Raw genomic sequence first — 25,051 nt, forward strand, 5'->3', positions numbered from 1 at the left:
TCGCCGTCGCTCAGCGGGCCGGGGTCGGGTCGGCGCGGGTCACGCGCGCGTGGTCGGTGTACTCCCGGCGGTAGAGGTCATGCGCGAGTCGGTGGGCGATCGTGGCGCGCCTGCGCCTGCGCAGGTGTCGGCCCTCGATCCCGTTGACGTGCATCAACCGCTCGACGCGCTTGCGGTTGACGGCATGGCCGAACGGTCGATCTTGGGGTCATGCAGGACGGAGAGTCCCCGCCTTCGACAGCTGACCGGCAGCGCCCGGACAGTCGTTGTCCGCGGACCGATCGGAACCTTCCCCACCTCCGGGCCGGATGCACCACCCGCGGATGCCCTGCCAGCTCGTGAGCGGTCACTGGGGCCCATCCGGCCGCACCCGTCTCCCCCTTCCTCCGCCCCCTCGCGCCGACGCGGAGACGCTGCTCGCGCGGGGCAGGGACGCGCTGGGCGTGATGGCGGCGGGCGCGGCGGAGGAGTACGCGGGGTACGTGCGGGCGGTGGAGGCGGCCGAGGCCGGCGGGGCCGGATCCGGAGCCCGGGACGGCGACGGCCAGGGAGGAGCTCGCCGCGCTGGTCGCGGGCCGGCATCCGGCCCGTGATCCGCGCCTCGACGGCTGCGCCGAGGCGTACGGCGTGGTCCTGGACCGGGGGGTGCTCCCGTAGACGCCCTGGCAGGCCCGGGACCTGGGGCTGGTGCCGCAGCGTCAGGCGCGGGAGGTGCTGGGGGTGCCGGTGGGGTGCAAGCGGGAGGCGGTCGTGCCGGACCTGTGGGTCCCTGGGCCTCGGACCGGACTGGACCGGACCGGAGACACGGTCGTCCCTGACCCGCGGATGGCCCCGGACGGGCCCGGAGGTGTGACCCTCCCCGACCCGTGGGCCCCTCGGACCCCGGACCGGCCCAGAGGCGCGGCCCTCCCTGACCCGTGGGCCCCCTGGACCTCGGACCGCCCAGACGCACGGTCGCCCGGAGGCTCAGTCGCCCGGACACGCGTCCGCCCCCCGTCCCTTACCACCGAGGTACGGGACGGGGGGCGTCGTGGCTACTTCCCCGCGGCGGCCGGAGTCGCCGGCGTGTCCGTGCCGGGGGCCGTCGGGTCCGGGGCCTCCTCGAAGGAGACCTTGCCCATGTGGCGGTTCATCGACTTCATCAGCAGCCAGACCGCGACGGCCAGGACGGCGAAGACGACGAACCCGAGGACGCCGGGGGTCACCTTGTTCTTGTCCAGCTCTTCGGCGGCGAAGGGGACGAGCTGGGTCAGTGCCAGATGTGCGCTCATCTATGCATTGTCGCGGATGCCCGCGAAGAGATCTTCCTCGGGGAGGGAGGTGGGCACCAGCGCCTTGCTGAGCTCGTACTCCTCCGTCGGCCAGACCTCCTTCTGGATGTCCATCGGCACCCGGAACCAGCCGCCGTCGGGGTCGATCTGGGTGCGGTGGGCGATGAGGGCCTTGTCGCGGATCTCGAAGAAGTCCGCGCAGGGAACGAAGGTGGTGAGGGTCCGCTCCGTGCGCTCGAACTCCTTCCAGCGCTCCAGCCACTCGCCGTACGGGGACTCCAGGCCGCGGGCGAGGAGCGCCTCGTGCAGGGCGGTGGTGCGGGCGCGGTTGAAGCCCTGGTTGTAGTAGAGCTTCAGGGGCTGCCAGACCGGGCCGAACTCGGCCTCCGGGTAATTCTCGGCGTCGGTGGCGCCGTCGAAGGCCGCCATCGTGATCTTGTGGGTCATGATGTGGTCGGGGTGCGGGTAGCCGCCGTTCTCGTCGTAGGTCGTGATGACCTGCGGACGGAAGGAACGGATCTCGCGGACCAGCGTCCCGGCCGCCGTGTCGACGTCCGCCAGGGCGAAACAGCCCTCGGGGAGCGGGGGCAGCGGGTCGCCCTCGGGCAGACCCGAATCGACGAATCCCAGCCAGTGCTGGGAGACGCCGAGGATCTCGCGGGCCTCGTCCATCTCCTTGCGGCGCACCTCGTGGATGTTCGCCTCGATGTAGGGGTCGCCCTGAAGCTGGGGGTTCAGGACCGAGCCGCGCTCGCCGCCCGTGCACGTCACGACCATGACGTCCACCCCCTCGGACACGTACTTGGCCATCGTGGCCGCACCCTTGCTCGACTCGTCGTCGGGGTGGGCGTGAACGGCCATCAGTCGCAGCTGCTCAGTCAAGACTCGATCCTCAGTGATTCGACGCGGAGGGTGGTCTCTATAGTGACGGAATCGGGGGGGTGAAAATTCCGCCACCCCCGGCTTCGAGAGGATCGATCATGAGCGCGGTGCGAGAGCAGCTGCCCGAGGGGCGCTACGGTCGCTCGGCGGACGAGGCGGCGGACCGCAAGCTCAAGATCACCGGAGCGGTGCTCGGGGTGCTCTTCCTCGGCATGATGGGCTGGTTCGGCTGGCACTACGTCGTCGACAACAAGATCAGCGCCGAGATGATCAAGTTCGACGTGGTGAGCTCCACCGAGGTCCAGGTGCACCTGGAGATCCGCAAGGACGAGGGCGTCAAGGGCGTCTGCACCCTGCGCTCGCGCTCCGAGGACGGCGCCGAGGTGGCCCGCAAGGACGTCCGGGTCGACGACCCCGACACCCGGGTCGACCGCGTCTTCTCGCTCCGTACGACCGCCCGCGCGACCAGCGCCGAGCTGATCGGGTGTACGGCCCGGTAGCGGTGGGTAGGGACGTGGTGTCGAGTCCCGGCGGGTCACCACGGTGACCTGGGATGACGCCATCCTGATGGTTTATGTCCTCCCGCTTTTCGCCACTCATTGTTAGGCTCGTGGTTTCGCCCACCCGGGACGCACAGCTTTCCCGTGTAGGGCGATGCTTTGTATTCCCAGTACCTACGAGGAGCACCCGTGACCCAGACCAGCGACAACGTCACCTGGCTCACCCAGGAGGCGTACAACAAGCTCAAGGACGAGCTTGAGTACCTGTCTGGTCCCGCGCGTACCGAGATCACCGTCAAGATCGCCGCGGCACGCGAAGAGGGCGACCTGCGCGAGAACGGCGGGTACCACGCGGCCAAGGAGGAGCAGGGCAAGCAGGAGCTGCGGATCCGCCAGCTCACCCAGCTGCTCCAGCACGCCAAGGTCGGCGAGGCGCCGGCGGACGACGGCATCGTCGAGCCGGGCATGGTCGTCACGATCGCCTTCGACGGCGACGAGAACGACGCGATGACCTTCCTGCTCGCCTCCCGCGAGTACGCGAGCGGTGACATCGAGACCTACTCGCCGCAGTCGCCGCTCGGCGTCGGCGTCAACGGCAAGAAGGCCGGCGACGACGCCCAGTACGAGCTGCCGAACGGCAAGAAGGCCACGGTGAAGATCCTGAGCGCGAAGCCGTACACCGGCTGAGGCGCCTGTTCCGAGTGAAGGGCCGGACCCCACGGGGGTCCGGCCCTTCACGTCGTACACGCGTGTCATGATGCGGCCTGACATCGCGTCACAAGGGGGATGGACCGAGTGCTGGGACCGCTGCGCGAGGGGGCGCCACGCCGGATCGGACCGTACGAGGTGCTCGCCCGGCTCGGGGCGGGCGGCATGGGCGAGGTGTACCTCGGGCGGGGTGACGGCGGCGCTGAGGGCGTCGCGCCGGAATCGGGCCGGGCCGGAGGGGCCGCCGTGGGCGGGACCTTCGTCGCCGTGAAGACCGTGCGGCGGGACGTCGCCGGTGATCCCGCCTTCCGGGACCGGTTCCGGCGTGAGATCCGGATCGCCTCGCTCGTCGACAGCCGCTACGCCGCCGCGCCCGTCGGCGGCGACGCCGACGCCGAGGTGCCCTGGCTGGCCACCGCGTACGTCCCCGGACCCAGCCTCTCGCAGGCCGTGCGGCGCGGCGGCGCGCTGCCCGTCGCCACCGTCCGCGCGCTCGGCGCCGACGTGGCCCGCGCCCTCGCCGACCTGCACCGGGCCGGGGTGCTGCACCGCGACCTGAAGCCCGGCAACGTCATGCTCTCCGTCGAAGGCCCCCGGCTGATCGACTTCGGCATCGCCCGCAGCAACACGGCCACCACCATGACCGCGACCGGGGTGATGGTCGGCACGCCCGCCTTCATGTCCCCCGAGCACGTGGCCGGGGCCCGGCGGGTGACCGCCGCCTCCGACGTCTTCTGCCTCGGCTCCCTCCTCTGTTACGCGGCGACCGGCGAGGACCCCTTCGGCGACGGGCCGCTCGCCGCCGTCCTCTACCGGGTCTCGCAGGCCGAGGCCGACCTGAGCCGGGTCCCGGAGGAACTGCGCGGGACGGTCGCCGCCTGTCTGGCCCTCGACCCGGCGGACCGGCCCGCCCCGGAGGCGCTCGCGGAACTCCTCGGCGGCGGGGCGCCCAAGGTCTTCCCGTGGCCGGAGGCGGTACGGGACCACATCGGCGCGTACGGGACGGAGCTGGCCCAACTGGTGGCCTCGGGCGGCCCGCTCGTCGAGGTCGGTCCCCGGGGGCCCGTGGTGGACCCGGCGGTCCCCGGGCTGCACTCCGTACCGACGCAGGCACCGCTCTCGCCGCCCGCACCGCCCGCCGCTCCCCCGCGCGGACGGCGCCGGCGGCTGGTCGCGGCCGTCGTGGCCCTGGCGGTGGTGGCCGGTGGAGTCGGCGCGTACCTCCTGTGGCCGGAGGGCGGGACGGGCAAGTCCCCCGCGAAGGCCGCGCCGCCCGCCGCCCCGCGCGTCCCGGGCGTCGACGACCGGGGGCTCGCCGACGCCTCCGGGGTCGTCCCGCAGAACGCCGCCCAGCGGCCGGCCGGCTGGAAGCCCTGGCAGGGGAAGCTGAGCGCGCCGGCGCTCGGCTGCTCGGCCGGCGACAAGGTGCTGGTCTGCCGGACCACGGACGGACGGTTCGAGGCGCTGGACCCGGCGAGCGGGAAGAAGCTGTGGGAGGTGGCCCTCCCCCCGGACACGCCCGGCAGCACCTACATCAGCCCGACCGGCTACCCCTTCGCCGCCGGGGGCGCCACCCGTCCCACCGTCCATGACGGCGCCGTCGTCCTCGTCTCGGGCTTCGAGCTCCAGGTCCGTGACGCCCGCACGGGCGCGGTGCGCTGGAGGAAGCCCGCACGCGGCCCCCAACTGCTCTGGGACAGCCGCCCCGTGGTCGCCGACGGCACCGTCTTCGCCGCGACCGAGGTGGCCTCGGACGTCAGCTCGGACCGGGTCGCTCTCACCGCCTTCTCGCTCGCCGACGGACGGGTCCTCTGGTCGAAGGCGCTCACCAACGCCGAGATCAGCTCGGCCGAACGGCAGGCCTACGAGCCGGTGGCCTACGCGAAGGGCGTCGTCTACGCCCACAGCCAGGGCGGCCTCGTCGCCTACGACGGGAAGGAGGGGACCCAGCTCGGACAGGTCGACCCGGACGCCCGCGCGTGCTGGAACCTGAAGGTGCTCGGCGCATCGGCGTACTGCGCGGGCGCCGGATCCGGCACCGACACGGACACCAGCCTGCATCTGCTCGACGCCCGCACCCTCGCCTCGAAGGCCTCCCTGCCCGCCCCGCTCGACGGGACCGTCCCCACGGCGGTCGGTCCGCGCACGCTCGTGACGTGGGACAAGGGCCTGCACGTCCTCGATCCGCGCACCGGCGCGGAGCTCGCCTCCTTCCCGGTCGGGAAGACCCCGGCGGGGCTCGCGCAGAGCTGGTCGTCGCCGCTGCTCGCCGGTGACCGGGTCGTGTACGCCGACTTCTCCGCGCTCTACACCGTGCGGCTCGGCGCCGACGGGAAGCCGGGCCGTCTGGAGGTCACAGCGGTCCCGGGGGCGCCCCGGCCGCGCGTACCGGAGGAGGCCTTCGACCTCTCCACGGGCATCACGATCGGCAAGCAGGTCCGGCCGCCGGAGGTGCTGCCGGTCGGCGGGATCGCGTACATCGTCTACGACAAGGGGGCCGTGGCCTCCGTGGAACTCCCCAAGTAACCGTCCGGAAGGACCTGTTCGGTGCTGGAAGCTCTGCCCCCGGGGCAGCCCCCGACGCTCGTCGGCCCCTACCGGCTGCTCGCCCGGCTCGGCGCCGGCGGCATGGGCGAGGTGCACCTCGCCTGCCGGGCGGACACGCCGACGGCCGATCCGTACCGGATGGTCGCGGTGAAGACCGTACGGAGCGACCTGGAGGTCGACGGGGACTTCCGGACCCGGTTCCGGCGGGAGATCGCGGCGGCGCGGACCGTGGACGGGCCGGGGGTGGCGCGGCTCGTGGACGCCGACGCGGACGCGCCCTCGCCGTGGCTGGCGACCGAGTACGTGCCCGGTCCCTCGCTCGCGGAGGCGGTCGTACGGACGGGGGCGCTGCCCGTCCCCGCCGTACGGGCCCTGGGGGCCGCTCTCGCCACCGCCCTGGCCGGGGTGCACGCGGTGAAGGTGCTGCACCGGGACCTCAAGCCTGCGAACGTGCTGCTCGGGCCTGCCGGGCCCCGGCTGATCGACTTCGGCATCGCGCAGGCCTTCGAGGCGACGGCCCTGACCTCGACCGGTCTGGTGGTGGGCTCGCCCGGCTTCATGTCGCCGGAGCACCTGGAGGGCAGCCGGGCGGTGGTGCCCGCCTCGGACGTGTTCTGTCTGGGCGCGGTCCTCGCGTTCGCGGCGAGCGGGCGGGGGCCCTTCCACGACGACGAGATGGCGGCGGTGGTCTACCGGATCATCCGGGCCGACGCCGACCTGGACGGGGTGCCGGAGGAGATACGGCCGGTCGTCGAGCGGTGTCTGCGGCTCGACCCGGCCGGGCGGCCGACGGCGGCGGAGGTGGCTGCGCTGTTCGGTGGCGGTGACGCCGGTGGGGCCGGTGCCGAGGTCTTCCCCTGGCCCGGTGGTGTGCTCTCGCTCTGCGCCTCGTACGGGGAGGCGGCCCGGGAGGCCGGGGAGGCGGCGGCCTCCGGCGCGGGCGTCGCGGACCTGCCGACGCTCGGCCCCGTGGTGCCGTACTCCCCCACCGCGATGACCGGCCGGCCGGTGGTCCCGGCCGCCCCCGTCGAGCGCCGCCGCCCCTGGGGCGCGGTCGTGGCGGGCGCGGTGGCGGTGGCCGTCCTGGCGACGGCGGGCGCGGTGCTGCTGAACCGGACCGACGGGACGGGGGGCGCGTCGACCGGCGGGGCCGCCGGACCCGGCGCGAGCGGCGGCCCCGGCGCCAGCGGCACCGGGACTCCGGCGCCCGTCGCGCTGGACCGGGTCGTCCTGCCGTACGGCGGCCCGGGACACACCGGCGACTTCGGCGGGTCCGCGACCGGCCGCTCGTCCCGGCCCGCCGACTGGGCGCCCTGGACGGCCGAGGTCGAGCAGGGCGTCGGCGCCTGCGCCCTCTCCCCGAAGGTGCTCGTCTGCCCCGGGAACGGCGGCGCGGTCACCGCTCTCGGCGCGGCGGACGGCAAGCAGCTGTGGAAGGTGCCGGGGCGGGGTGAGGGGCTGCGCAGCGGGCCGCAGTACCCGGCGGTCGTCGGCGACACCGCGTACGTGACGGGTCCGGACGGGGTCGTCGCGTACGGGCTCCGGGACGGCCGGGAGCTGGGCGGCGTCCCCGGACCCGGGGAGGAGTGGGCCGTGAAGGGCACGGACCTCCTGGACGGGGTCCTCTACTCCACGTACGTCAACCAGCGCGACGAACGGACCGGGCTCGTCACCGCCGTCCGCCTCGACCGCCGGGAGGAGCTGTGGCACTCCCCGCTGGACGGCCTTCCGGAGCAGCCGGTCGCGGCGGGCGGCCGGGTGCTGGTCACGGTGGGACGCGTCCCGCTGTCGCTGGACGCGCGGACCGGGAGGGCCGTGGCGCGCGGCACGGAGGACTGCGGCGGCGTCACCGTCCACGAGAAGAGCGGCAGTGTGCTGTGCTCCGGCCGGCATGACGGCGCGATCGGCGTGCTCGACGCCGGGACGCTGCGGCTGCGGCGCACCCTGGGCAGTGCGGTCTCGGCCGGACCGGCGGTGAACGCCGACGGTCTCGTCGCCGTCGTCGACCGGAACGCCGAGGTCGTCGCGTACGACCTGGGGAGCGGCCGGGAGCGGTGGCGGCGGCAGACGAGGGCCACGGACCGCGTCTATCTGGTGGGCGACCGGGTGGTGACCGCGGGCCGGGGCACGGTCGAGTCCCATCCGGTCTCCGGCTCCGGTGCGTCGAAGGACTACCGGATCAATCTGCCCGACGACTTCGATCAGGAGGCGTCCGGGGACGCCCTGGCCGCCGGAGGGGTGGTCTTCCTCGCCCTCCCCGACGGCCTGGTGTCCTCCGCGTACCTGCCGTGACCGTCCGGCTGTCAGCCGGCTGCGTTGCGGTACTTGCGGACGGACAGGGTGCGGAAGACGGCGACGATCAGGATCGAGTAGAGCAGCGACGCCCACACCGGGTTCTGCATCGGCCAGGCGTCGGAGGGTGACAGGCCCGGGTCGCCGAAGAGTTTTCGGCAGGCCTGCACGGTCGCGCTGAACGGGTTCCACTCCGCGATGGGCTGGAGCCAGCCGGGCAGGTTGCTGGAGTCCACGAACGCGTTCGAGATGAAGGTGACCGGGAAGAGCCAGATCAGTCCGCCCGAGGTCGCCGCCTCCGGGGTGCGGACCGAGAGGCCGATCAGGGCGCCGATCCAGGTGAAGGCGTAGCCGAGGAACAGCAGCAGGGCGAACCCGGCGAGGATCTTCGCGAAGTTGGTCGGTGCCGCGTACCCGGGGCGCCACCCGATGATCAGCCCGACGATCGCGAGGACCAGCAGGGTCAGCGCGGTCTGGACGAGATCGGCCAGGGTACGGCCGGTGAGGACCGCGCCCCGGGCCATGGGCAGCGAGCGGAAGCGGTCGATGAGGCCCTTGTGCATGTCGTCGGCGATGCCCGCGCCCGCGCCGGCCGTGGCGAAGGTGACCGTCTGGGCGAAGATGCCCGCCATCAGGAAGTTCTTGTAGACGTCCGGGTCGGTGCTGCCGCCGATCTGCATGGAGCCGCCGAAGACGTACGTGAAGAGGATCACGAACATCACCGGCTGGATCAGCCCGAAGAGGATCATCTCGGGGATCCGGGTCATGCGGATCAGGTTCCGCTTGGCGATGACCAGGGAGTCGCTGGTGTTGCTCACGCCGCCGTCTCCTTCTCCTCCGCGCGCTCACGGCCCCGGCCGTCCGGCCCCGCCGGGCCGGGGTCCTCGCCGTTCTCCTCGGCCAGCTCGGCCGCGTGGCCGGTGAGGGAGATGAACACGTCGTCGAGGGTCGGGCGGCGCAGTCCGATGTCGTCGATCTCGACGCCGAGGCCGTCCAGGTCCCGGATGACCTCGGCGAGCAGCTTGGCGCCGCCCGCGACGGGGACGGTGAGCCTGCGGGTGTGCTCCTCGACGGAGACCTCGCCGTGGCCGATGCCCGCGATGCCGTAGCGGGCGAGGACGTCCTTGGCGTCGGGGATCATCCCCGGCTCCTGGACGACGACCTCGACGCGCTCGCCGCCCGTCTGGGCCTTGAGCTGGTCGGAGGTGCCGCGCGCGATGACCTTGCCGTGGTCGACGACGCAGATGTCGTGGGCGAGGTGGTCGGCCTCCTCCAGGTACTGGGTGGTGAGCAGCAGCGTCGTGCCGCCCGCGACGAGTTCCTTCATGACCTCCCACAGGGCCTGCCTGTTCCGGGGGTCGAGGCCGGTGGTCGGTTCGTCCATGAACATGACCGGCGGGGAGACGACCAGGGCGGCCGCGAGGTCCAGCCGCCGGCGCATGCCGCCGGAGTACGTCTTCGCCGGGCGGTCGGCGGCGTCGGCGAGACCGAAGCGGTCGAGCAGTTCGCCGGCCCGCTCCTTCGCCGCCTTCGCCTTCATCTGGTAGAGCCGGGCGACCATCTGGAGGTTCTCGCGGCCCGTGAGGTACTCGTCGACGGCCGCGAACTGGCCGGAAAGCCCGATCGCGCGGCGCACCCGGTCGGGGTGTTCGAGCACGTCGATCCCGGCGACGAGGGCCTGGCCGCTGTCCGGCAGGAGGAGGGTCGTCAGGACCCGCACGGCGGTGGTCTTCCCGGCGCCGTTCGGACCGAGCAGGCCCAGGACGGTGCCCTCGGGCACGTCGAGGTCCACTCCGTCCAGGGCTCGTACGTCGCCGAAGGTCTTCACCAGACCCTCGGCGTAGATCGCGCCTGGCATGTCGATTCCCCCAGGGAGATTCGGGCGTATTCCACCGATCGTAGGCACACCGGGCGGCTTCCGCCCAGCGGATTTGTGATCCACGACACATGATCATGGTGGTGGTGGGGCGGCTCGGGGCGCCGTTGGAGGGCTGTTGGAGGGCTGTTGGATCGGCGGGGGAAGCTGGGGCCCTGACACGGAGTACGACGGAATCGGGGGAACCGTAGATGACGGTCGGAACGCACCGCACGAGTGGCACCGGCTGCATGGGAATCACCGGCGGGACGGACGGGACGGAGGCGATCGCGGAGGGACGGACGCGGGGTGCGGAGGAGGGATCCGGCGGGTGCGCCGGATCCGAGGGCTGCGAGGCGACGCCCTGGGCGGAGCTCGCCGCCGAGATGCGCAGGATCAAGAGCAGCGCGGAGCTGAGCTACGGGCAGCTCGCGCAACGCACCCACTACAGCCGCTCCTCCTGGGAGCGGTTCCTGAACCAGAAGCAGCTGCCGACGCGAATCGCGGTCGAGCAGTTCGCGGCGGCCTCGGGGCAGGACCCCCGGCCGCTGCTGATCCGCCTGGAACGCTCCCTCGCCCATGAGACGGCCGCGCGCACGGGGGTCGTGCGGACGGAGGCGCCGCTGGTCGGCGCGGCGGCGGGCACGCGCTCGGGCGGGGGGCCGGGAGGCGACCGGCCCGAGCACGTCCCGCCGCTCCAGCCCCTCGGCCTGGTCGTGGTGGGGGCGCTGGTCGGCGGGCTGGCGACGCTGCTCGCACGCGCGAACAGGGCGCGTCGGCTGGGGTGAGGGGGCGGGGGCCGGGTCTCCGGGGGCGCCTGGCGGGTCTCCGGGGGGCCACGGGACGCCCGGCGGGATTCCCGGGTCTTACGGGGGGCACCCGGCGGGATTCCGGGGCCACGGGGGCGCCGGGCGGGATTCCGGGGCCACGGGCAGGTCCTGCCGGGATTCCGGGGCCACGGGGGCGCCGGGCGGGATTCCGGGGCTCCGGGGGTCCTGCCGGGATTCCGGGGCCACGGGGGCGCCGGGCGGGACTTCCCGCGGGCGGCCCTCAGCCCAGGATCTTGTAGCCCGCGTCCCGCAGTGCCTCCTCCACCTCCCGGCAGTGCTCCGGGCCCTTCGTCTCCAGGTGCAGTTCGACCTCCGCCTCCGTCAGGCCGAGCCGGGGGTCGGTCCGCACATGGCTCACGTCCAGGACGTTCGCGTCGACGACGGTGAGCACCGCGAGCAGCATCGCGAGGGCCCCCGGCCGGTCCGTCACCCGCAGCCGCAGGCTCAGATAGCGGCCCGCGGCGGACATGCCGTGCCGCAGGATGCGCTGGAGCAGCAGCGGGTCGACGTTGCCGCCGGAGAGCACCGCCACCACCGGCCCCCGGAAGGCCTTCGGGTCGCCGAGGATGGCCGCCACCGGGCTCGCGCCCGCCGGTTCGACGACGAGCTTGGCCCGTTCGAGGCAGAGCAGCAGCGCGGAGGAGAGCTGGTCCTCGGTGACCGTACGGACCTCGTCGACGTACTCCTGGACCAGCGCGAACGGCACGTCGCCCGGCCGCCCCACCTTGATGCCGTCGGCCATCGTCACCGGCGACTCGACCACCACCGGGTGCCCGGCGGCCAGCGACGGCGGGTAGGCCGCCGCGCCCTCCGCCTGCACCCCGATCACCCGCACGTCCGGGCGCACCGACTTCACCGCGAGGCCGATGCCGGCCGCGAGCCCGCCGCCGCCGACGCCCACAAGGATCGTCCGGACCTCCGGGCACTGCTCCAGGATCTCCAGGCCCACCGTGCCCTGCCCGACGATGACGTCGGGGTGGTCGAAGGGGTGGATGAAGACGGCGCCGGTCTCCCGCGCGTACTGCTCCGCCGCCGCGAGCGTCTCGTCCACGACATGGCCGTGCATCCGGACCTCGGCGCCGTACTCCCGGGTCGCCGCGACCTTCGGGAGCGGGGCGCCGACGGGCATGAAGACGGTGGCGTGCACCCCGAGCAGTTTCGAGGCGAGCGCGACGCCCTGCGCGTGGTTGCCGGCCGAGGCGGCGACGACGCCCGCCGCCCGCTCCTCGGGCCGCAGGCCGGCGATCCGCACGTACGCCCCGCGCAGTTTGAAGGAACCGGTCCGCTGGAGGTTCTCGCACTTGAGCTGTACGGGCGCTCCCACCAGCGCGGACAGATGGCGGCTGCCCTCCATGGCCGTCACCCGGGCCACCCCGGACAGCATCTTCTGCGCCCCCCGCACGTCATCGAGCATCAGGCGGTGCAAGGGGTCTGGCCCACGGAAGCTCATGACAGCAAGTCTCGCAGCTCACGGCCCTGATGGCCGCCCGGCGGGCGGGGGCCGCAGCGGGTTTGCGCAGGCCCGGTACGGACCTCCCCGGGGCCGCGTACTCTGTCCCCCACCAACCGGCCCCCGCACGAGAGAGACCCACAGCCATGCCCACATCTCAGGACATGACGACTGCGCTCGACCCCGGTCTCCTCGATGCCCTCCAGCACCAGGTGGCCGTCTTCGCCCGGCGGGCCGAGCAGACCCGCCTCGGCGGGACCGGCCAGCTCCGCAACTCGATGGACCGCGCCGCCTATCTCCTCCTCAACCGGCTCGACCAGGAAGGCCCGATGGGCGTCAAGGCGCTCGCGGCGGGGATGGGCATCGACTCGTCGACCGTCACCCGGCAGGTCGCCCCGCTCGTCGACACCGGTCTGGTGAAGCGGACTTCGCACCCGGAGGACGGGCGGGCGGTCGTCCTCCAGCTGTCGCAGCGCGGTCTCGCCCGCCTGGAGGAGGTGCGTTCCTCGCGGCGCCAGCTGATGGTGGAGGTCACCGAGGGCTGGACGCCGGACGAGCGGGAGTCGTTCTGCACGCTGCTCACGCGTTTCAACACCGCGCTGTCCGCGCGGCAGTCGGGTCAGACGGCGGGAACGGGCAGCGGATCGGCCGCGGGGTCCGTGAGCGGCGCCGATGCCGGGAAGGCCGCTGGAAGCGAGTCCGCGCCGACCTCTTGACCCCGCCCTCGCGCTGCCCTCAGATGAGGAGGTGCGAGAGCGTCGGAGCAGCGCCAGAGAGGCCGAACGCGCCTACCGCACCCGGGAGTTCGACTCGTTCGTGGCCGGGGCGGCGGGCCGGCTGCTGCACGCCGCGACCCTGCTGACCGCCGAGACCCGCTCCCACAACCCTTACGCCCAGGCCCTGTTGACGGCCTCGCTGGCGCATACCTACGCGGTGTGGGGCCGGTTGCGCGGCGAGGACCCGTACGAGCTGACGCGGTCCGATCTCGCCGCCCGTTTCGCGCGCACCGCGTGGCGGCACCGCGGTGGCCGGGGCGTGCTCGCCACGCTGCACCCGAGGGAACGGCTCGTCGTCGTCCTGCGGTTGTACGAGGGGGTCGCCGAGGAGCAGCTCGCGGCACTGCTCGGGCTGCCCGAGGCCCGCGTGCGCGCCGTCTGCGCCCGCGCGGTCGCCGCGCTCGGGGCGGCGGCCCGGCGGGGAGCCGCCCGGCCGGTGCCGGTACGGCGGGAGCCGGCCGCGTGAGCCGGTACGAGGACCGGGAGGACGCCGTCCGGCGGCTCCTCGACACCCCGCACCCGCCGGTGCCGGGCGACCTCGGGCGCCGGGCGGCCGAGCGGGGGTCCCGGCGGCTGCGGCTGGCCGGGAAGGCGCGCCGGGTGCTGTGGGCCCTGGGTGTGCTCGCCGTGTTCGCGTTCGTGGTGTGGGCGTCGGCGGTCCGGCCGTGGGAGGTCCCGCCCGCCGCGACGACTCCGCCGCTCGAAGGCTGGTGAGCACGGGCTTAACCTGGGAGGAGCCGATGGTCAGGAGGTCGACATGACCAGGAAAGCAACCGACTGCCGGGACACCCCCAGTGTGTCGAACTGCTCGCTCTACATCTCGGGCGAGGAGGAGGAAGTGATCCGGGCGGCAGCCGAGCACATGGTCTCCGTCCATGAGCACCAGGACAGCCCCGCGATGCGGGAGCAGATCCGCGCCAGCCTGAAGGAACCGGTGGCGGGCTCCTGACGGGTGCGGGACGCACCTTCGCGGGGCGGCGCCTCACGCCCCGGACGCCTCACGCCCCGGACGCCGGACGCCCCGGCGGGGACGCCCGGCGGTCACCGTAGGGACTAGCCCAGCGCCTGGCGCAGGTCCGCGAGCAGGTCGTCGACGTTCTCGATGCCCACCGAGAGGCGGACGAGGTCGGCGGGGACCTCCAGGGCGGAGCCCGCGACGCTCGCGTGGGTCATCCGGCCGGGGTGCTCGATGAGGGACTCCACGCCGCCGAGGGACTCGCCGAGCGTGAACAGCCGCGCGCGGTCGCAGACCGCGACGGCCGCCTCCTCGCCGCCCTCCACACGGAAGGAGATCATGCCGCCGAAGGAACGCATCTGCTTGGCCGCGATCTCGTGGCCCGGGTGCTCGGGGAGACCCGGGTAGAGGACCTGGGTGACCTTCGGGTGCTGGGTCAGCATCTCGACGATCTTCCCGGCGTTCTCGCTGTGCCGGTCCATGCGGACCGCGAGGGTCTTGATGCCGCGCAGCACGATCCACGAGTCGAACGGACCGGCGACCGCGCCCATCGCGTTCTGGTGGTACGCCAGTTCCTCGCCGAGTGCCTCGTCGGCGGTGACGAGTGCGCCGCCGACGACGTCGGAGTGGCCGCCCATGTACTTGGTGAGCGAGTGCACGACGACGTCCGCGCCGAGGGCCAGCGGCTGCTGGAGGTACGGCGAGGCGAAGGTGTTGTCGACGACGAGCTTCACGCCGGCCTGCCGGGCGACGCCCGCTACGGCCTCGATGTCGGTGATGCCGAGGAGGGGGTTCGAGGGGGTCTCGACCCAGATCAGCTTCGTGCGGTCGTTGACGGCCGCCCGCACCGCGTCGACGTCGGAGGTGTCCGCCACCGAGAAGTCGACGCCCCAGCGCCGCACGACCTTGGCGAACAGCCGGAACGTGCCGCCGTAGGCGTCGTTCGGGATGACCACGTGGTCGCCCGGCGCGAGGAGCGTGCGCAGCAGGCAGTCCTCGGCGGCCAGACCGGAGGCGAAGGCGAGACCGCGCCGGCCGCCCTCCAGGGCCGCCAGGTTCTCTTCGAGCGCGGTACGGGTGGGGTTGGCGCTGCGGCTGTACTCGTATCCGCCGCGCAGCCCGCCCACGCCGTCCTGCTTGTAGGTGGACACCTGGTAGATGGGCGGGACGACCGCGCCGGTCAGCGGGTCGGCGGTGTTGCCCGCGTGGATCGCGCGGGTCTCGAAGCTCTGATGGGAGTGCTGGTCGCTCATGGGTCAGGAGCGTAGTCCCGAGCGGAGCCCGCCGCCGCGATCGTCTCATCGGGTGTCCTGGACAATGGACACATGGAGATTCTCTGGTTCCTGATCGCCCTTGGCCTGCTGTTCGGTGTCCTCGGGCCCTACGTGCTGCGCCGCCGCGCCGGCGGGATCCGTCAGGTCGCGCCGGGCACGCCGGACGCGGCGGACCCGGACGCGTACGGATTCGCGCGTCAGGAGGAGCTGGACGTGCGGCTTCCCGGTGCGGACGACGAGCTTCTGCACGTGCTCGACATCGTCCAGGCCACCCAGGACTGGCGGCCGGCCTCGCGGCTGCTCGACGCCACCGACAAGGACGGCGAGGTGCGCTGGCAGCGCGTCCAGGCCTTCGCGGGCGCCGCGTCGCTGGAGCTCCAGCAGCGGCCGGGCGTCGGCGGGGCGTGGCTGCGGACCTGGCGGGCGGAGGCCCCGAAGGACGCGGGCGGCGCCGCCGTGCACGCCGAGTTCCTGGTGCAGCAGGCGTGGCGGTCGTCGGCGGCCGGTACGGACGACTTCCGGATCATCCTGGAGGAGGGGCTGAAGGTCTCCGAGGAGGCGGCGCTGCTCGCCCCGGGCGACCCCGTCCCCTACATCACGCAGCTGGCCGTGGCACGCGGTCTGGGCTACGGCCACGAGCAGTTCGACCAGGTGTGGGCGAAGGTCATCGACCGGGCGCCGCAGCACATGGGGGCGCATCTGGCGGCCCTGCACTACTGGTGCGAGAAGTGGCACGGTTCGCGCGAGGAGGCCGACCACTTCGCGACGACGGCCGCGGCGCGCGCCCCCCGGGGGTCGCTGCTCGCGGCGCTGCCGCTGTTCGCGGTGTACGAGCACGTGCCGGACGTGGTGCTCGTGCAGGACTTCTTCCGTACGGCCGTGGTGTCGAAGGCGATGGACGGTGCGCTGTACGCGGTGCACTCGGCCCGGCCGGACGACCCGATGCTGGCGCACGTCCGCCATCTGCTCGTCTGGTTCCTGGTGCGCGCGCAGCGCTGGTCGGAGGCCATGCACCAGCTGGTGCGGGTCGACGGGCACGTGGGCGCGGTGCCGTGGACGCTGAGCGCGGACCCGGCGGCGGAGTACACGGTGTGCCGGAACCTGGCGGTGGCGGGCTACGAGGCGAACGGCGGCAGCCCGGCGACGCTGCCGCGCTGAGGGCGGGGCTCGCGGGAGCCTCGTCGACCGGGACAGTTCAGGGACCGGGACCGGGACCGGGACCGGGACCGGGCCGGAGGGGAATCCCTTCCGGCCCCGCCTTGTTGTGACCACTGCCGACCGTCGAGGAGAGATGCAGCATGTTCCTGTCCCGCACCCCCGTCCTCCCCACCCCCGAGCAGGCCCTGCGCGGGCGCGCAGAGCCGGAGTTCGCCGTTCCCGAGCGCCACACCGTCCTCGGCAACCCCCTCGTCGGCCCGTACCCGGAGGGCCTGGAGGTCGCCGACTTCGCCCTCGGCTGTTTCTGGGGCGCCGAGCGCAAGTTCTGGCAGACCGAAGGCGTCTGGACGACCCTCGTCGGCTACCAGGGCGGCCTGACGCCGAACCCGGCGTACGAGGAGGTCTGCTCGGGCCTGACCGGCCACACCGAGGCCGTCCGGGTCGTGTTCGACCCGTCGAAGGTCTCGTACGAGAGCCTCCTGAAGCTGTTCTGGGAGTCGCACGACCCGACGCAGGGCTTCCGTCAGGGCAACGACGTGGGCACCCAGTACCGCTCCGCGATCCACACCCACACGCCCGCCCAGGCCGCGGCGGCCGAGTCCTCCCGCGAGGCCTACCAGCGGGTCCTGACGGGCTCGGGCTTCGGCACGATCACCACCGAGCTGCTGCCGGCCGACGACACCCGCCCCTTCTACCCGGCGGAGGGCTACCACCAGCAGTACCTGGACAAGAACCCGGCGGGCTACTGCGGCATCGGCGGCACGGGCGTCTCGTGCCCGATCGGTGTCGCCAGGGCCGACGGCTGACCCCCGGCCTCCCCGCGTGAGCTTCGGGACCTACGCACGGCGGGCGCGCGACGAAGGGCTGCCGCCCGCCCGCCGGCACAGGGCGCTGCGGTCCGCCGTCTCGGAGTACTGCCCGCTCGGCTTCCACGCGACCTGGGCCTACCTCGCCGTGACGGCCCGCCCTTCGCCGGATCTGCGGAGGGATCCGGCCGCCCTGCTGCGCGCGCTCGACGCCCTGGAGGCGAGCCGCGCGGTCAGGACCGCCGGGGCGGCGGCCTTCGCGGCGCGCCGCCGGGTGGAGAAGGCGGCGGGCCTGCGGACTCCCGCGGGCGAGCCCTTCCACCGGCCGTGGCGGCCCCACTGGCCCTGCGAGACGGCGCCCTCCCGGCTGGGGCTCGTCGCCGCCGTGGCGGACGGCCACCGTACATTCCGGCGGCTGCCGCACCCCGACCCGGCCCTCGTCCCCGAGGACCGGGCGCAAGATCTCGCGGAGCTGCACGGCCGTCTCGACGCCTGCGGCACGGCGTATCTCACCGCCCTCGGGCGGCCGGACGATCCGGTACGGGAGGAGCTGGCCGACACCCTCGCGGGCATCGGCCGTCAGCTGGCCCCGGGGTACGCACCGCTGGACCTTCCCCTGCTGCGGTGGCTGCGTTTCGCGGAGCTTCTCGCCTACGCGGCTTCCGCTCCCGCGGCGCCGGCCGCCGTCGGGGCGTAGCCCTCGGGGACGCCGGCCGTCAGATCGTCGACGTGTCGATCACGAAGCGGTAGCGGACGTCGCTCGCGATGACGCGCTCGTACGCCTCGTTGATCTGGTCGGCGCGGATCAGCTCGATCTCGGCGCCCAGCCCGTGGGTGGCGCAGAAGTCGAGCATCTCCTGCGTCTCCGCGATGCTGCCGATCATCGATCCCGCGAGGGTCTTGCGGCCTCCGATGAGGGAGAAGAGGCCGATCTTGACGGGCTCCTCGGGGGCGCCCACGTTCACCAGGGCGCCGTCCGTCTTCACCAGGCTCAGGTAGGCGTCGAAGTCCAGCGGCGCCGAGACCGTGGAGATCACCAGGTCGAAGGTGCCGGCGAGCTTCGTGAAGGTCTCCGGGTCGCCGGTCGCGTGGAAGTGGTCGGCGCCCAGCTTCAGGCCGTCCTCCTGCTTGCGGAGCGACTGGCTGAGCACGGTCACCTCGGCGCCCAGCGCGTGGGCGATCTTGACGCCCATGTGGCCGAGGCCGCCGAGGCCGACGATCGCGACCTTCTTGCCGGGGCCGGCCTGCCAGTGGGCGAGCGGCGAGTAGAGGGTCACGCCGGCGCAGAGCAGCGGGGCGGCCTCGTCGAGGCCGATGCCCTCGGGGATGCGCAGGGTGTAGTTCTCGTCGACGACGATGTGGGTGGAGTAGCCGCCGTAGGTGGGCTCGCCGTTCTTGTCCAGGGCGTTGTACGTACTGGTGCCGCCCTGTGCGCAGTACTGCTCCAGGCCCTGCGCGCAGTGGTCGCACGCGCGGCAGGAGTCGACGAAGCAGCCGACGCCGACCCGGTCGCCGACCTTGAACCTGGTGACGCCGGGGCCGGCCTCGGCGACGATTCCGGCGATCTCGTGGCCGGGGACCATCGGGAAGATGCCCTCGCCCCAGCCGTCGCGGGCCTGGTGGATGTCGGAGTGGCAGATGCCGGCGTACTTGATGTCGATGAGGACGTCGTGCTCGCCGACGGCCCGGCGCGGCACGGTGGTGCGCTCCAGCGGGGCGTTGGCGGCGGGTGCGGCGTAGGCGGTGACGGTGGTCACGTTCGTGGTCATGAGGGTGAGCCTGCCGGATCGTTCCTTCCCCGCCCAGCCCCCTGTTCTGCCTACGACCACCGTGCCTACCACCGGCAGGGACAGGAACACCCGTCCGTCCGGCCCGGCGGCCTGGGATAATCGGGACGCATGGATCTCAGTGCCGAACTCAGCGAATTCCTGCGCTCGCGCCGGGCCCGGCTGAAGCCGGAGGACGTGGGGCTGCCGGAGTTCGGGCGCCACCGGCGGGTGCCGGGGCTGCGCCGCGAGGAGCTGGCGCAGCTGGCCGGGGTGTCGGTGGCGTACTACACCCGGCTCGAACAGGGCAACGGGCGGAACGTGTCCATGGAGGTGCTCGACTCCATCGCGCGGGCGCTGCGGCTGAACGACAGCGAGCGGGCGCATCTGACCCACCTGGCCAAGCCGACGGCGAAGAAGCGGCAGCACCGGGCGGCCATCGTCCGCCCCCAGCAGGTGCGGCCCGGTCTCCGGCACCTGCTGGACTCGATGGACGGCGTCCCCGCGCTCCTCGTCGGCCGGCGCATGGACCTGCTGGCCTGGAACCGGATGGCGCGGGCGCTGATGGGTGACTTCGCGGCGATGGAGCCGGAGGAGCGCAACATGGCCCGGCTGGTCTTCCTCGGGCCGAACGCGCGCGATCTGTACGTGGATTGGGAGTGCAAGGCCACCGAGGTGGTGAGCATGCTGCGGCTGTACGCGGGCTGCTACCCCGACGATCCCGCGCTGCTGGCGCTGGTCGGCGAACTGTCGGTGAAGAGCGAGGAGTTCCGGTCGCTGTGGGCGGCGCACACCGTCGCGGACAAGGGGCACGGGACGAAGCGGCTGCGGCATCCGCTGGTGGGCGAGATGACGCTGTCCTACGAGAGCATGAAGGTGGCGGGCGGTGACCCGGACCTGGTCCTTGTGACGTACCAGGCGGAGCCGGGAACGGCCTCGGAGGACGCGCTGCGGCTGCTGGCGCAGTGGGGTGTGGACGAGGCGGCGGCGGACGTACGGACGTAGGCGGCGGGTACGGGAACGGCCCCCTCCCGGTGCGGGAGGGGGCCGTTCGTCGTCTGCGGGGTCCTGCGGCGGCTCAGGCCTCCGAGCCGGCCTTCCAGTCCGCCCAGCTCAGGTTCCAGCCGTTGAGGCCGTTGTCCGGGGCGATCGTCCTGTCCTTGGAGTTCTTGACGATCACGACGTCACCGACGATCGAGTGGTCGTAGAGCCAGGCGGCCGACTGGTTCGGGTCGCCGGCGCCCTTGACGTCGTTGAGGCCCACACAGCCGTGGCTGGTGTTGGACGAGCCGAAGATCGAGTCCGGGCCCCAGTAGTTGCCGTGGATGAACGTGCCCGACGTGGACAGGCGCATGGCGTGCGGCACGTCCTTGATGTCGTACTCGCCCTTGCCGTCGGAGTCCGTGAAGCCGACGGTCGCGCCGTTCATCCGGGTCTCCTTGAACTTCTCGGAGATCACCATCTGACCGTTGTAGGTCGGGTTGTCCGGGGAGCCGGCGGAGATCGGGATGGTCTTGATCGTCTTGCCGTCCTGGGTGACCGTCATGGTCTTGGTGGCGACGTCGACGGTGGAGACCTGGTTGCGGCCGATCTTGAAGGTGACGGTCTTCTGCTGGACGCCGAAGACACCGTCGGCGCCCTCGACGCCGTCGAGGTCGAGCTTGAGGGTGACGGTCGAGCCCTCGGTCCAGTACTTGTCCGGGCGGAAGTCGATGCGCTGGGAGTTGAACCAGTGCCCGACGACCTCCTGTCCGGTGCTGGAGGAGACCGTGATGCCGCCCTGGACGGCCTTCTTGTCGGTGATCGCCTTGTTGAAGTTGATCGAGACCGGCATGCCGACGCCGACGGTCGAGCCGTCCTCGGGCGTGAAGTTGCCGATGAAGCTGTTGGCCTTGGAGACGGTGGTGAACGAGGAGTTCTCGTGGGCCTCCAGGCCGGTCGCGTCCGTGGCGGTCGCGGCGATCTTGTAGACCGTGGCGCGCTGCAGCGCACCGGTCGGCTTCCAGCTGAGGCCGTCGGCCGCTATCTCGCCCTTGACGACCTCGCCCTCCGCCGTGGTCATGACGACCTCGGTGAGCTTGCCCTCGGCGACGGTGACCTTGGCGTCGTTGTTGATCGAGGCGTTCTGCGTACCGCTCTTCGGCGAGATGGTGATCTGCGCCTTGGAGGTCTTCTGCGCCGCCGCCTCGTCGACCTGGGCCTGTGAGTTCGGCGTCGCGGAGCCGGTGGCGCCCGCGCCCTTGTCCCCGTCGTTGCAGGCCGAGAGCACCAGCACGCCGCCGAGCACGGCGGCCGCGGCGGCCAGGCTCCTGCGGCGGCGCTTGCCGTCCGTCATCACACGCTTCTCCATCGTCGCCGGTTCCCTGCCAACTTCTAGGAACGCCATGACACCCCGTCCGGTTCCGGAAGCGGAGCGTTTGTGGGGAACACCACTGATCGACACGCTCGTACGGTCCGTCCGGTTCCACGGGCCCGGCGCTTCGTCCCGGCGGGGGCCGCCCGGCGCCGTCGCGCGCGGAAAGGGCCCCGGGACGGCGTCCCGGGGCCCTGGAACAGGATGGATGCCTGCTCTACGACCGGTCGTCGTCGTCTTCCTCGTCCCCATCTTCCTCGCCGAGGTCGTACTCCAGCGCATCGGGGTCGTACTCGATCTCCTCACTGCTCCAGGAGGCCTGGACCATCTCGATCCCGGGGACGTCGCGGATCAGGTCGAAGGGCTCGACCAGGTACGCGAGGGCCTCGGCACCGTCCTCGCGCGCGGCGGCGCGGGCCTGCACCCGCTCTTCCTCGGGCATGAACTCGTCGGCGTCGATCCGGGCCTCGGCGGCCTCCGCGAGCTCGGCCGGCCCGTCGATCTCCAGGACCACATCGACGCGAAGGCGGACATAGCGTGCTGTCTCAGAAGTACTCATGGGTCGGAGCGTAGGCGTCCGCGGGCCCTCGGCTTTCCCACGACCCGCTGTGTTCATTAGCATCGGAGCACCGACCAATTCGCGGTTTCCGCAAGGGGGATCGAAATTTCCGTGTCCGCCGCCCGACGCCCACTGCTGACCGCGACCGCCGCCGGGACGCTGCTGTGCGCCCTGTGGTTCGTACCGTCCGCCAACGCCACCGACGAGCAGGGCGGGGTCCGGATCGGGGTCACCCAGGAGGGGCCCGCCCCGGACGACGGACGCCTGGCGGAGACCGGAAGCAGGGACACCACGCCGTATCTGCTCGGCGGGACCGGTTTCCTGGGCGTCGGCGCGGGCTTCGTGGCCCTCGCGATGCACCGCAGGGGCCGGGCGTCCTGAGCGGTGTCCTGCCGATCAGGCGGACACCCCCGGCTCCCGTACCTGACATGAGCGAGGGCCCGCCCCGGGAAGCCCCGGGGCGGGCCCTGCGTCGTTCCGTGCCGTCCGTGCCTACTCCAGCGGTCCGGTGACCGGCTCCACCGCGGCGACCAGCTTCCCTTCCCGTACGAAGGTGTCGGCGGCGGCCAGGTCGGGGGCGAGGAAGCGGTCCGGGCCGGGGCCCTCGACGCCGGCCGCGCGCAGGGCGGCGATGGCGGCCTGCGAGGCGGGGGCCGGGGTGAGGCCCTCGCGGAGTTCGACACCCCGGGTGGCGGCGTACAGCTCGACCGCGATGATCCGGTTGAGGTTGCCGATCGCGGTGCGCAGCTTGCGGGCGGCGGACCAGCCCATGGAGACGTGGTCCTCCTGCATCGCGGAGGAGGGGATGGAGTCGGCGGAGGCCGGGACGGCGAGCCGCTTCATCTCGCTGACCAGGGCGGCCTGCGTGTACTGGGCGATCATCAGGCCCGAGTCCACGCCGGCGTCGTGGGCGAGGAAGGGCGGCAGGCCGTGCGAGCGGTTCTTGTCGAGGAGCCGGTCGGTGCGGCGCTCGGCGATGGAGCCGAGGTCGGCGGCGGCGATGGCGAGGAAGTCGAGGACGTACGCGACGGGAGCGCCGTGGAAGTTGCCGTTGGAGCGGACCTGGCCGTCGGCGAGGACGACGGGGTTGTCGACGGCGGCGGCGAGCTCGCGCTCGGCGACGAGCCGGGCGTGGGCCATGGTGTCGCGGCCGGCGCCGGCGACCTGCGGGGCGCAGCGCACCGAGTAGGCGTCCTGGACGCGGGGGGCCTCGCCGGCCTGGGCGTGGCCGGTGAGGCCGGAGCCCTTGAGCACCGCGAGCATGTTGGCGGCGGAGGCGGCCTGGCCGGGGTGCGGGCGGATGGCGTGCAGCTCGGGTTCGAGGACCTTCTCGGTGCCGAGGAGGGCTTCGAGGGAGAGCGCGGCGGTGATGTCGGCCGACTTGTAGAGGGTGTCGAGGTCGGCCAGGGCCATGATCAGCATGCCGAGCATGCCGTCGGTGCCGTTGAGGAGGGCGAGGCCCTCCTTCTCCTTGAGCTCGACGGGGGCGATGCCGTGGGCGGCGAGCAGCTCGCCGGCCGGCTTCAGCACGCCGTCGGGGCCCTCGGCGTCGCCCTCGCCCATCAGCGCGAGGGCGCAGTGGGAGAGCGGGGCGAGGTCGCCGGAGCAGCCGAGGGAGCCGTACTCGTGCACGACCGGGGTGATGCCGGCGTTGAGGACGTCGGCCATGGTCTGCGCGACCTCGGGGCGGACGCCGGTGTGGCCGGAGGCCACGGTCTTCAGCCGCAGGAACATCAGGGCGCGGACGACCTCGCGCTCGACGCGCGGGCCCATGCCGGCGGCGTGCGAGCGGACGATGTTGCGCTGGAGCTGGGCGCGCAGCTCGTGGCTGATGTGCCGGGTGGCGAGCGCGCCGAAGCCGGTGGAGACCCCGTAGACGGGCTCGGGCTTGGCGGCGAGCGCGTCGATGACGTCCCGGGCGGCGGCGAGCGCCCGCACGGCCTCGTTCGACAGCTCGACGCGGGCGCCGTGGCGGGCGACGTCGATGACGTCCTGCGGGGTCGTGCCGGACGTGCCGAGGACGACTGTCTGCATATCCATATTCAGCAGCCTACGGACTGAAGACCGGCATGTCACTAGGGGAGCGCCGAGGGGCATGTCACCACCCCTCGCCGCTCCGGACCCTTACCGATCCACCACCCGCCCGCGCCGGCGGCACGGACCCCCGGGGACTCACCCCGAAGCCGGCGCGAACTCCGCGCGGGAATCGGCGGAACGGCACGGGAAAATCACCGGTCGAAATCACAGGCCGGAATGGACTCGAAATGCGTGCGGCTTGCCGCGCATCCACACAATAGCTAATTACCGACATTCGCGGGCGAGAACTCACCGCTCAGGGGCGCCACACAGGTGTCGACGACGGTGTTCTCACCAGCCGCCGAACCCTTGACGCAAAGCCGCCCCCCCTTCTCCCTCAGATCGAGGAAGAAGACCGTGGCCGGACCCGTCCGTTCCAGGCCGTGGATGCGCCCGTCGATGTAGCCGAGGCGGTTCAGGATCCTCCTGACCTCGGCCGGAGCGGGGACTTTCAGCTTCAGGAGTGCCTGGGTGATGCGCTCCTCGTGCAGCCCGCTCGCGCACCAGTCGCGCGCACTCAGCTCCACCTCGGGGCCGGAGGTGGGGAAGCCCGGTTCGATCGGACCGGTCGGCGGCATCTCTCCCGGGCGGACGGTCGGCTCCTCCCCGCCTCCCGCAGGGGCGCTGGGCCGGTCGGCCGGCGCGTGGCCGGCGGGGCACGGCCGGGCGACACGGGCCAGCATCGCGGCGAAGGCGGCGCCGTCCGCGCCGTCCTCCACACCGCCGGTCGCGCCTTCCTCCGTACCGCTCGTCGCGCCGGCCGTGGAGGCGGAAGCGGCTGGTCCGGCGGCCTTCCCGCCACCCTCCGTCCCCTCGGCACCGCAGGCGGTGAGCGCCAGGGCGCCGAGGACCGCCGCCGCGAGGGCGCGTCGCGGACGGCCCGGGGAGCGTACGGACGTGCCCTTCGAGGCATGGATTCGCGTCATGCGCACAGTCTCGGGGCGCGTCGCCCCGTCCGCATGAGTACCCCTACTCATACCTGTCTCAGCCACA

General features: G+C 72.9%; 26 protein-coding genes. 14 read left to right on the forward strand and 12 right to left on the reverse strand.

Features of this window, described 5'->3' with window-relative positions; translation table 11 throughout:
* Positions 1-10: 10 nt before the first annotated feature.
* The 3 genes from ABT154_RS04790 to mca form a co-directional block, all read right to left on the reverse strand.
* Positions 11-154, reverse strand: a complete 144-nt coding sequence (locus tag ABT154_RS04790) for a hypothetical protein (protein ID WP_351852815.1) — start codon at positions 152-154, stop codon at positions 11-13.
* 880 nt (positions 155-1,034) lie between these two features.
* The gene (locus ABT154_RS04795; protein WP_351852817.1) at positions 1,035-1,271 is read right to left on the reverse strand and encodes a hypothetical protein; all 237 of its coding nucleotides are present in this window, start codon (positions 1,269-1,271) and stop codon (positions 1,035-1,037) included.
* On the reverse strand, positions 1,272-2,153 hold the full coding sequence (mca, locus tag ABT154_RS04800) for a mycothiol conjugate amidase Mca (RefSeq protein WP_351852820.1): 882 nt from the start codon (positions 2,151-2,153) through the stop codon (positions 1,272-1,274).
* Positions 2,154-2,251: 98 nt separating this feature from the next.
* On the opposite strand from mca, the gene ABT154_RS04805 reads away from it, so the two are divergent.
* The 4 genes from ABT154_RS04805 (at position 2,252) to ABT154_RS04820 (ending at position 8,200) form a co-directional block, all read left to right on the forward strand.
* Positions 2,252-2,653 (forward strand): DUF4307 domain-containing protein, encoded by a 402-nt coding sequence (locus tag ABT154_RS04805; protein ID WP_351852823.1) that lies wholly within the window; start codon positions 2,252-2,254, stop codon positions 2,651-2,653.
* A 189-nt stretch (positions 2,654-2,842) separates the two neighbouring features.
* The gene (gene greA, locus ABT154_RS04810; RefSeq protein ID WP_351852826.1) at positions 2,843-3,340 is read left to right on the forward strand and encodes a transcription elongation factor GreA; all 498 of its coding nucleotides are present in this window, start codon (positions 2,843-2,845) and stop codon (positions 3,338-3,340) included.
* Between the two features lie 99 nt (positions 3,341-3,439).
* Complete coding sequence (locus ABT154_RS04815; RefSeq protein ID WP_351852829.1) at positions 3,440-5,887, forward strand: serine/threonine-protein kinase; 2,448 nt, start codon at positions 3,440-3,442, stop codon at positions 5,885-5,887.
* Between the two features lie 21 nt (positions 5,888-5,908).
* The gene (locus ABT154_RS04820; protein WP_351852832.1) at positions 5,909-8,200 is read left to right on the forward strand and encodes a protein kinase domain-containing protein; all 2,292 of its coding nucleotides are present in this window, start codon (positions 5,909-5,911) and stop codon (positions 8,198-8,200) included.
* An 11-nt stretch (positions 8,201-8,211) separates the two neighbouring features.
* Here ABT154_RS04820 and ABT154_RS04825 read toward each other — a convergent pair whose 3' ends face one another.
* Both ABT154_RS04825 and ABT154_RS04830 read right to left on the reverse strand, forming a co-directional pair.
* Positions 8,212-9,018 (reverse strand): ABC transporter permease, encoded by an 807-nt coding sequence (locus ABT154_RS04825; protein WP_351852833.1) that lies wholly within the window; start codon positions 9,016-9,018, stop codon positions 8,212-8,214.
* Positions 9,015-10,058, reverse strand: coding sequence for an ATP-binding cassette domain-containing protein (locus ABT154_RS04830; RefSeq protein WP_351852835.1), 1,044 nt, complete (start codon positions 10,056-10,058; stop codon positions 9,015-9,017). The genes ABT154_RS04825 and ABT154_RS04830 overlap by 4 nt, the downstream gene beginning before the upstream one ends.
* 209 nt (positions 10,059-10,267) lie before the next feature.
* Between ABT154_RS04830 and ABT154_RS04835 the strand changes: the two genes are divergently transcribed.
* Positions 10,268-10,843 carry a helix-turn-helix domain-containing protein gene (locus ABT154_RS04835; protein WP_351852837.1) on the forward strand — a complete coding sequence of 192 codons (576 nt, stop codon included), beginning with the start codon at positions 10,268-10,270 and terminating at the stop codon, positions 10,841-10,843.
* A gap of 262 nt (positions 10,844-11,105) precedes the next feature.
* On the opposite strand, the gene ilvA is transcribed toward ABT154_RS04835, so the two are convergent.
* Positions 11,106-12,335 carry a threonine ammonia-lyase gene (ilvA, locus tag ABT154_RS04840; RefSeq protein ID WP_351852840.1) on the reverse strand — a complete coding sequence of 410 codons (1,230 nt, stop codon included), beginning with the start codon at positions 12,333-12,335 and terminating at the stop codon, positions 11,106-11,108.
* Positions 12,336-12,481: 146 nt separating this feature from the next.
* Here ilvA and ABT154_RS04845 point away from each other — a divergent pair, with 146 nt between their 5' ends.
* The 4 genes from ABT154_RS04845 to ABT154_RS04860 are packed head-to-tail and all read left to right on the forward strand — an operon-like array spanning position 12,482 to position 14,060.
* Positions 12,482-13,051: a MarR family winged helix-turn-helix transcriptional regulator gene (locus tag ABT154_RS04845; protein WP_351852842.1), complete on the forward strand. Its 570-nt coding sequence runs from the start codon at positions 12,482-12,484 to the stop codon at positions 13,049-13,051.
* Positions 13,052-13,082: 31 nt separating this feature from the next.
* A complete protein-coding gene (locus tag ABT154_RS04850; RefSeq protein ID WP_351852845.1) occupies positions 13,083-13,577 on the forward strand; it encodes a sigma factor-like helix-turn-helix DNA-binding protein in 495 nt (164 codons plus the stop codon).
* Complete coding sequence (locus ABT154_RS04855) at positions 13,574-13,825, forward strand: hypothetical protein (protein WP_351852848.1); 252 nt, start codon at positions 13,574-13,576, stop codon at positions 13,823-13,825. The genes ABT154_RS04850 and ABT154_RS04855 overlap by 4 nt, the downstream gene beginning before the upstream one ends.
* A 43-nt stretch (positions 13,826-13,868) precedes the next feature.
* On the forward strand, positions 13,869-14,060 hold the full coding sequence (locus ABT154_RS04860; RefSeq protein WP_351852850.1) for a DUF1059 domain-containing protein: 192 nt from the start codon (positions 13,869-13,871) through the stop codon (positions 14,058-14,060).
* 104 nt (positions 14,061-14,164) lie between these two features.
* On the opposite strand, the gene ABT154_RS04865 is transcribed toward ABT154_RS04860, so the two are convergent.
* Complete coding sequence (locus ABT154_RS04865) at positions 14,165-15,319, reverse strand: cystathionine gamma-synthase (protein ID WP_351852852.1); 1,155 nt, start codon at positions 15,317-15,319, stop codon at positions 14,165-14,167.
* Positions 15,320-15,391: 72 nt separating this feature from the next.
* On the opposite strand from ABT154_RS04865, the gene ABT154_RS04870 reads away from it, so the two are divergent.
* The 3 genes from ABT154_RS04870 to ABT154_RS04880 all read left to right on the forward strand — a co-directional run bounded on the left by ABT154_RS04870 (position 15,392) and on the right by ABT154_RS04880 (position 18,001).
* The gene (locus ABT154_RS04870) at positions 15,392-16,498 is read left to right on the forward strand and encodes a hypothetical protein (RefSeq protein ID WP_351852854.1); all 1,107 of its coding nucleotides are present in this window, start codon (positions 15,392-15,394) and stop codon (positions 16,496-16,498) included.
* A gap of 140 nt (positions 16,499-16,638) precedes the next feature.
* On the forward strand, positions 16,639-17,304 hold the full coding sequence (gene msrA, locus ABT154_RS04875; RefSeq protein ID WP_351852856.1) for a peptide-methionine (S)-S-oxide reductase MsrA: 666 nt from the start codon (positions 16,639-16,641) through the stop codon (positions 17,302-17,304).
* Between the two features lie 16 nt (positions 17,305-17,320).
* On the forward strand, positions 17,321-18,001 hold the full coding sequence (locus ABT154_RS04880) for a hypothetical protein (RefSeq protein ID WP_351852858.1): 681 nt from the start codon (positions 17,321-17,323) through the stop codon (positions 17,999-18,001).
* Between the two features lie 19 nt (positions 18,002-18,020).
* On the opposite strand, the gene ABT154_RS04885 is transcribed toward ABT154_RS04880, so the two are convergent.
* Positions 18,021-19,073, reverse strand: a complete 1,053-nt coding sequence (locus ABT154_RS04885) for an NAD(P)-dependent alcohol dehydrogenase (protein ID WP_351852860.1) — start codon at positions 19,071-19,073, stop codon at positions 18,021-18,023.
* Positions 19,074-19,202: 129 nt separating this feature from the next.
* On the opposite strand from ABT154_RS04885, the gene ABT154_RS04890 reads away from it, so the two are divergent.
* Positions 19,203-20,075: a helix-turn-helix domain-containing protein gene (locus tag ABT154_RS04890; protein ID WP_351852862.1), complete on the forward strand. Its 873-nt coding sequence runs from the start codon at positions 19,203-19,205 to the stop codon at positions 20,073-20,075.
* 73 nt (positions 20,076-20,148) lie between these two features.
* Here the strand turns inward: ABT154_RS04890 and ABT154_RS04895 are convergent, their stop codons facing one another.
* Together ABT154_RS04895 and ABT154_RS04900 are read right to left on the reverse strand one after the other, a co-directional pair.
* Positions 20,149-21,420: a L,D-transpeptidase gene (locus ABT154_RS04895; protein ID WP_351852865.1), complete on the reverse strand. Its 1,272-nt coding sequence runs from the start codon at positions 21,418-21,420 to the stop codon at positions 20,149-20,151.
* A gap of 220 nt (positions 21,421-21,640) precedes the next feature.
* Complete coding sequence (locus ABT154_RS04900) at positions 21,641-21,982, reverse strand: hypothetical protein (protein WP_056551818.1); 342 nt, start codon at positions 21,980-21,982, stop codon at positions 21,641-21,643.
* Positions 21,983-22,093: 111 nt separating this feature from the next.
* Between ABT154_RS04900 and ABT154_RS04905 the strand changes: the two genes are divergently transcribed.
* The gene (locus tag ABT154_RS04905; protein WP_351852868.1) at positions 22,094-22,363 is read left to right on the forward strand and encodes a hypothetical protein; all 270 of its coding nucleotides are present in this window, start codon (positions 22,094-22,096) and stop codon (positions 22,361-22,363) included.
* Positions 22,364-22,474: 111 nt separating this feature from the next.
* On the opposite strand, the gene hutH is transcribed toward ABT154_RS04905, so the two are convergent.
* Both hutH and ABT154_RS04915 read right to left on the reverse strand, forming a co-directional pair.
* Positions 22,475-24,016, reverse strand: a complete 1,542-nt coding sequence (gene hutH, locus ABT154_RS04910; protein WP_351853171.1) for a histidine ammonia-lyase — start codon at positions 24,014-24,016, stop codon at positions 22,475-22,477.
* A 263-nt stretch (positions 24,017-24,279) separates the two neighbouring features.
* Positions 24,280-24,984: a hypothetical protein gene (locus ABT154_RS04915; RefSeq protein ID WP_351852870.1), complete on the reverse strand. Its 705-nt coding sequence runs from the start codon at positions 24,982-24,984 to the stop codon at positions 24,280-24,282.
* Positions 24,985-25,051: the final 67 nt, after the last annotated feature.

The organism is Streptomyces sp. NPDC001728 (assembly GCF_040297565.1).
Taxonomy (GTDB): domain Bacteria; phylum Actinomycetota; class Actinomycetes; order Streptomycetales; family Streptomycetaceae; genus Streptomyces.

What these genes read in the sequence shown, in the direction of transcription:
- ABT154_RS04895 (WP_351852865.1), bottom strand. Translation starts at nt 21,420, where the DNA reads ATGGAGAAGCGTGTGATGACGGACGGCAAGCGCCGCCGCAGGAGCCTG.
- ABT154_RS04795 (WP_351852817.1), bottom strand. Translation starts at nt 1,271, where the DNA reads ATGAGCGCACATCTGGCACTGACCCAGCTCGTCCCCTTCGCCGCCGAA.
- ABT154_RS04845 (WP_351852842.1), top strand. Translation starts at nt 12,482, where the DNA reads ATGCCCACATCTCAGGACATGACGACTGCGCTCGACCCCGGTCTCCTC.
- ABT154_RS04900 (WP_056551818.1), bottom strand. Translation starts at nt 21,982, where the DNA reads ATGAGTACTTCTGAGACAGCACGCTATGTCCGCCTTCGCGTCGATGTG.
- ilvA (WP_351852840.1), bottom strand. Translation starts at nt 12,335, where the DNA reads ATGAGCTTCCGTGGGCCAGACCCCTTGCACCGCCTGATGCTCGATGAC.
- msrA (WP_351852856.1), top strand. Translation starts at nt 16,639, where the DNA reads ATGTTCCTGTCCCGCACCCCCGTCCTCCCCACCCCCGAGCAGGCCCTG.
- ABT154_RS04870 (WP_351852854.1), top strand. Translation starts at nt 15,392, where the DNA reads ATGGAGATTCTCTGGTTCCTGATCGCCCTTGGCCTGCTGTTCGGTGTC.
- ABT154_RS04805 (WP_351852823.1), top strand. Translation starts at nt 2,252, where the DNA reads ATGAGCGCGGTGCGAGAGCAGCTGCCCGAGGGGCGCTACGGTCGCTCG.
- ABT154_RS04885 (WP_351852860.1), bottom strand. Translation starts at nt 19,073, where the DNA reads ATGACCACGAACGTGACCACCGTCACCGCCTACGCCGCACCCGCCGCC.
- ABT154_RS04815 (WP_351852829.1), top strand. Translation starts at nt 3,440, where the DNA reads ATGGACCGAGTGCTGGGACCGCTGCGCGAGGGGGCGCCACGCCGGATC.
- ABT154_RS04860 (WP_351852850.1), top strand. Translation starts at nt 13,869, where the DNA reads ATGACCAGGAAAGCAACCGACTGCCGGGACACCCCCAGTGTGTCGAAC.
- ABT154_RS04835 (WP_351852837.1), top strand. Translation starts at nt 10,268, where the DNA reads ATGACGGTCGGAACGCACCGCACGAGTGGCACCGGCTGCATGGGAATC.
- hutH (WP_351853171.1), bottom strand. Translation starts at nt 24,016, where the DNA reads ATGCAGACAGTCGTCCTCGGCACGTCCGGCACGACCCCGCAGGACGTC.
- ABT154_RS04890 (WP_351852862.1), top strand. Translation starts at nt 19,203, where the DNA reads ATGGATCTCAGTGCCGAACTCAGCGAATTCCTGCGCTCGCGCCGGGCC.
- ABT154_RS04830 (WP_351852835.1), bottom strand. Translation starts at nt 10,058, where the DNA reads ATGCCAGGCGCGATCTACGCCGAGGGTCTGGTGAAGACCTTCGGCGAC.
- ABT154_RS04865 (WP_351852852.1), bottom strand. Translation starts at nt 15,319, where the DNA reads ATGAGCGACCAGCACTCCCATCAGAGCTTCGAGACCCGCGCGATCCAC.
- ABT154_RS04915 (WP_351852870.1), bottom strand. Translation starts at nt 24,984, where the DNA reads ATGACGCGAATCCATGCCTCGAAGGGCACGTCCGTACGCTCCCCGGGC.
- ABT154_RS04790 (WP_351852815.1), bottom strand. Translation starts at nt 154, where the DNA reads ATGCACGTCAACGGGATCGAGGGCCGACACCTGCGCAGGCGCAGGCGC.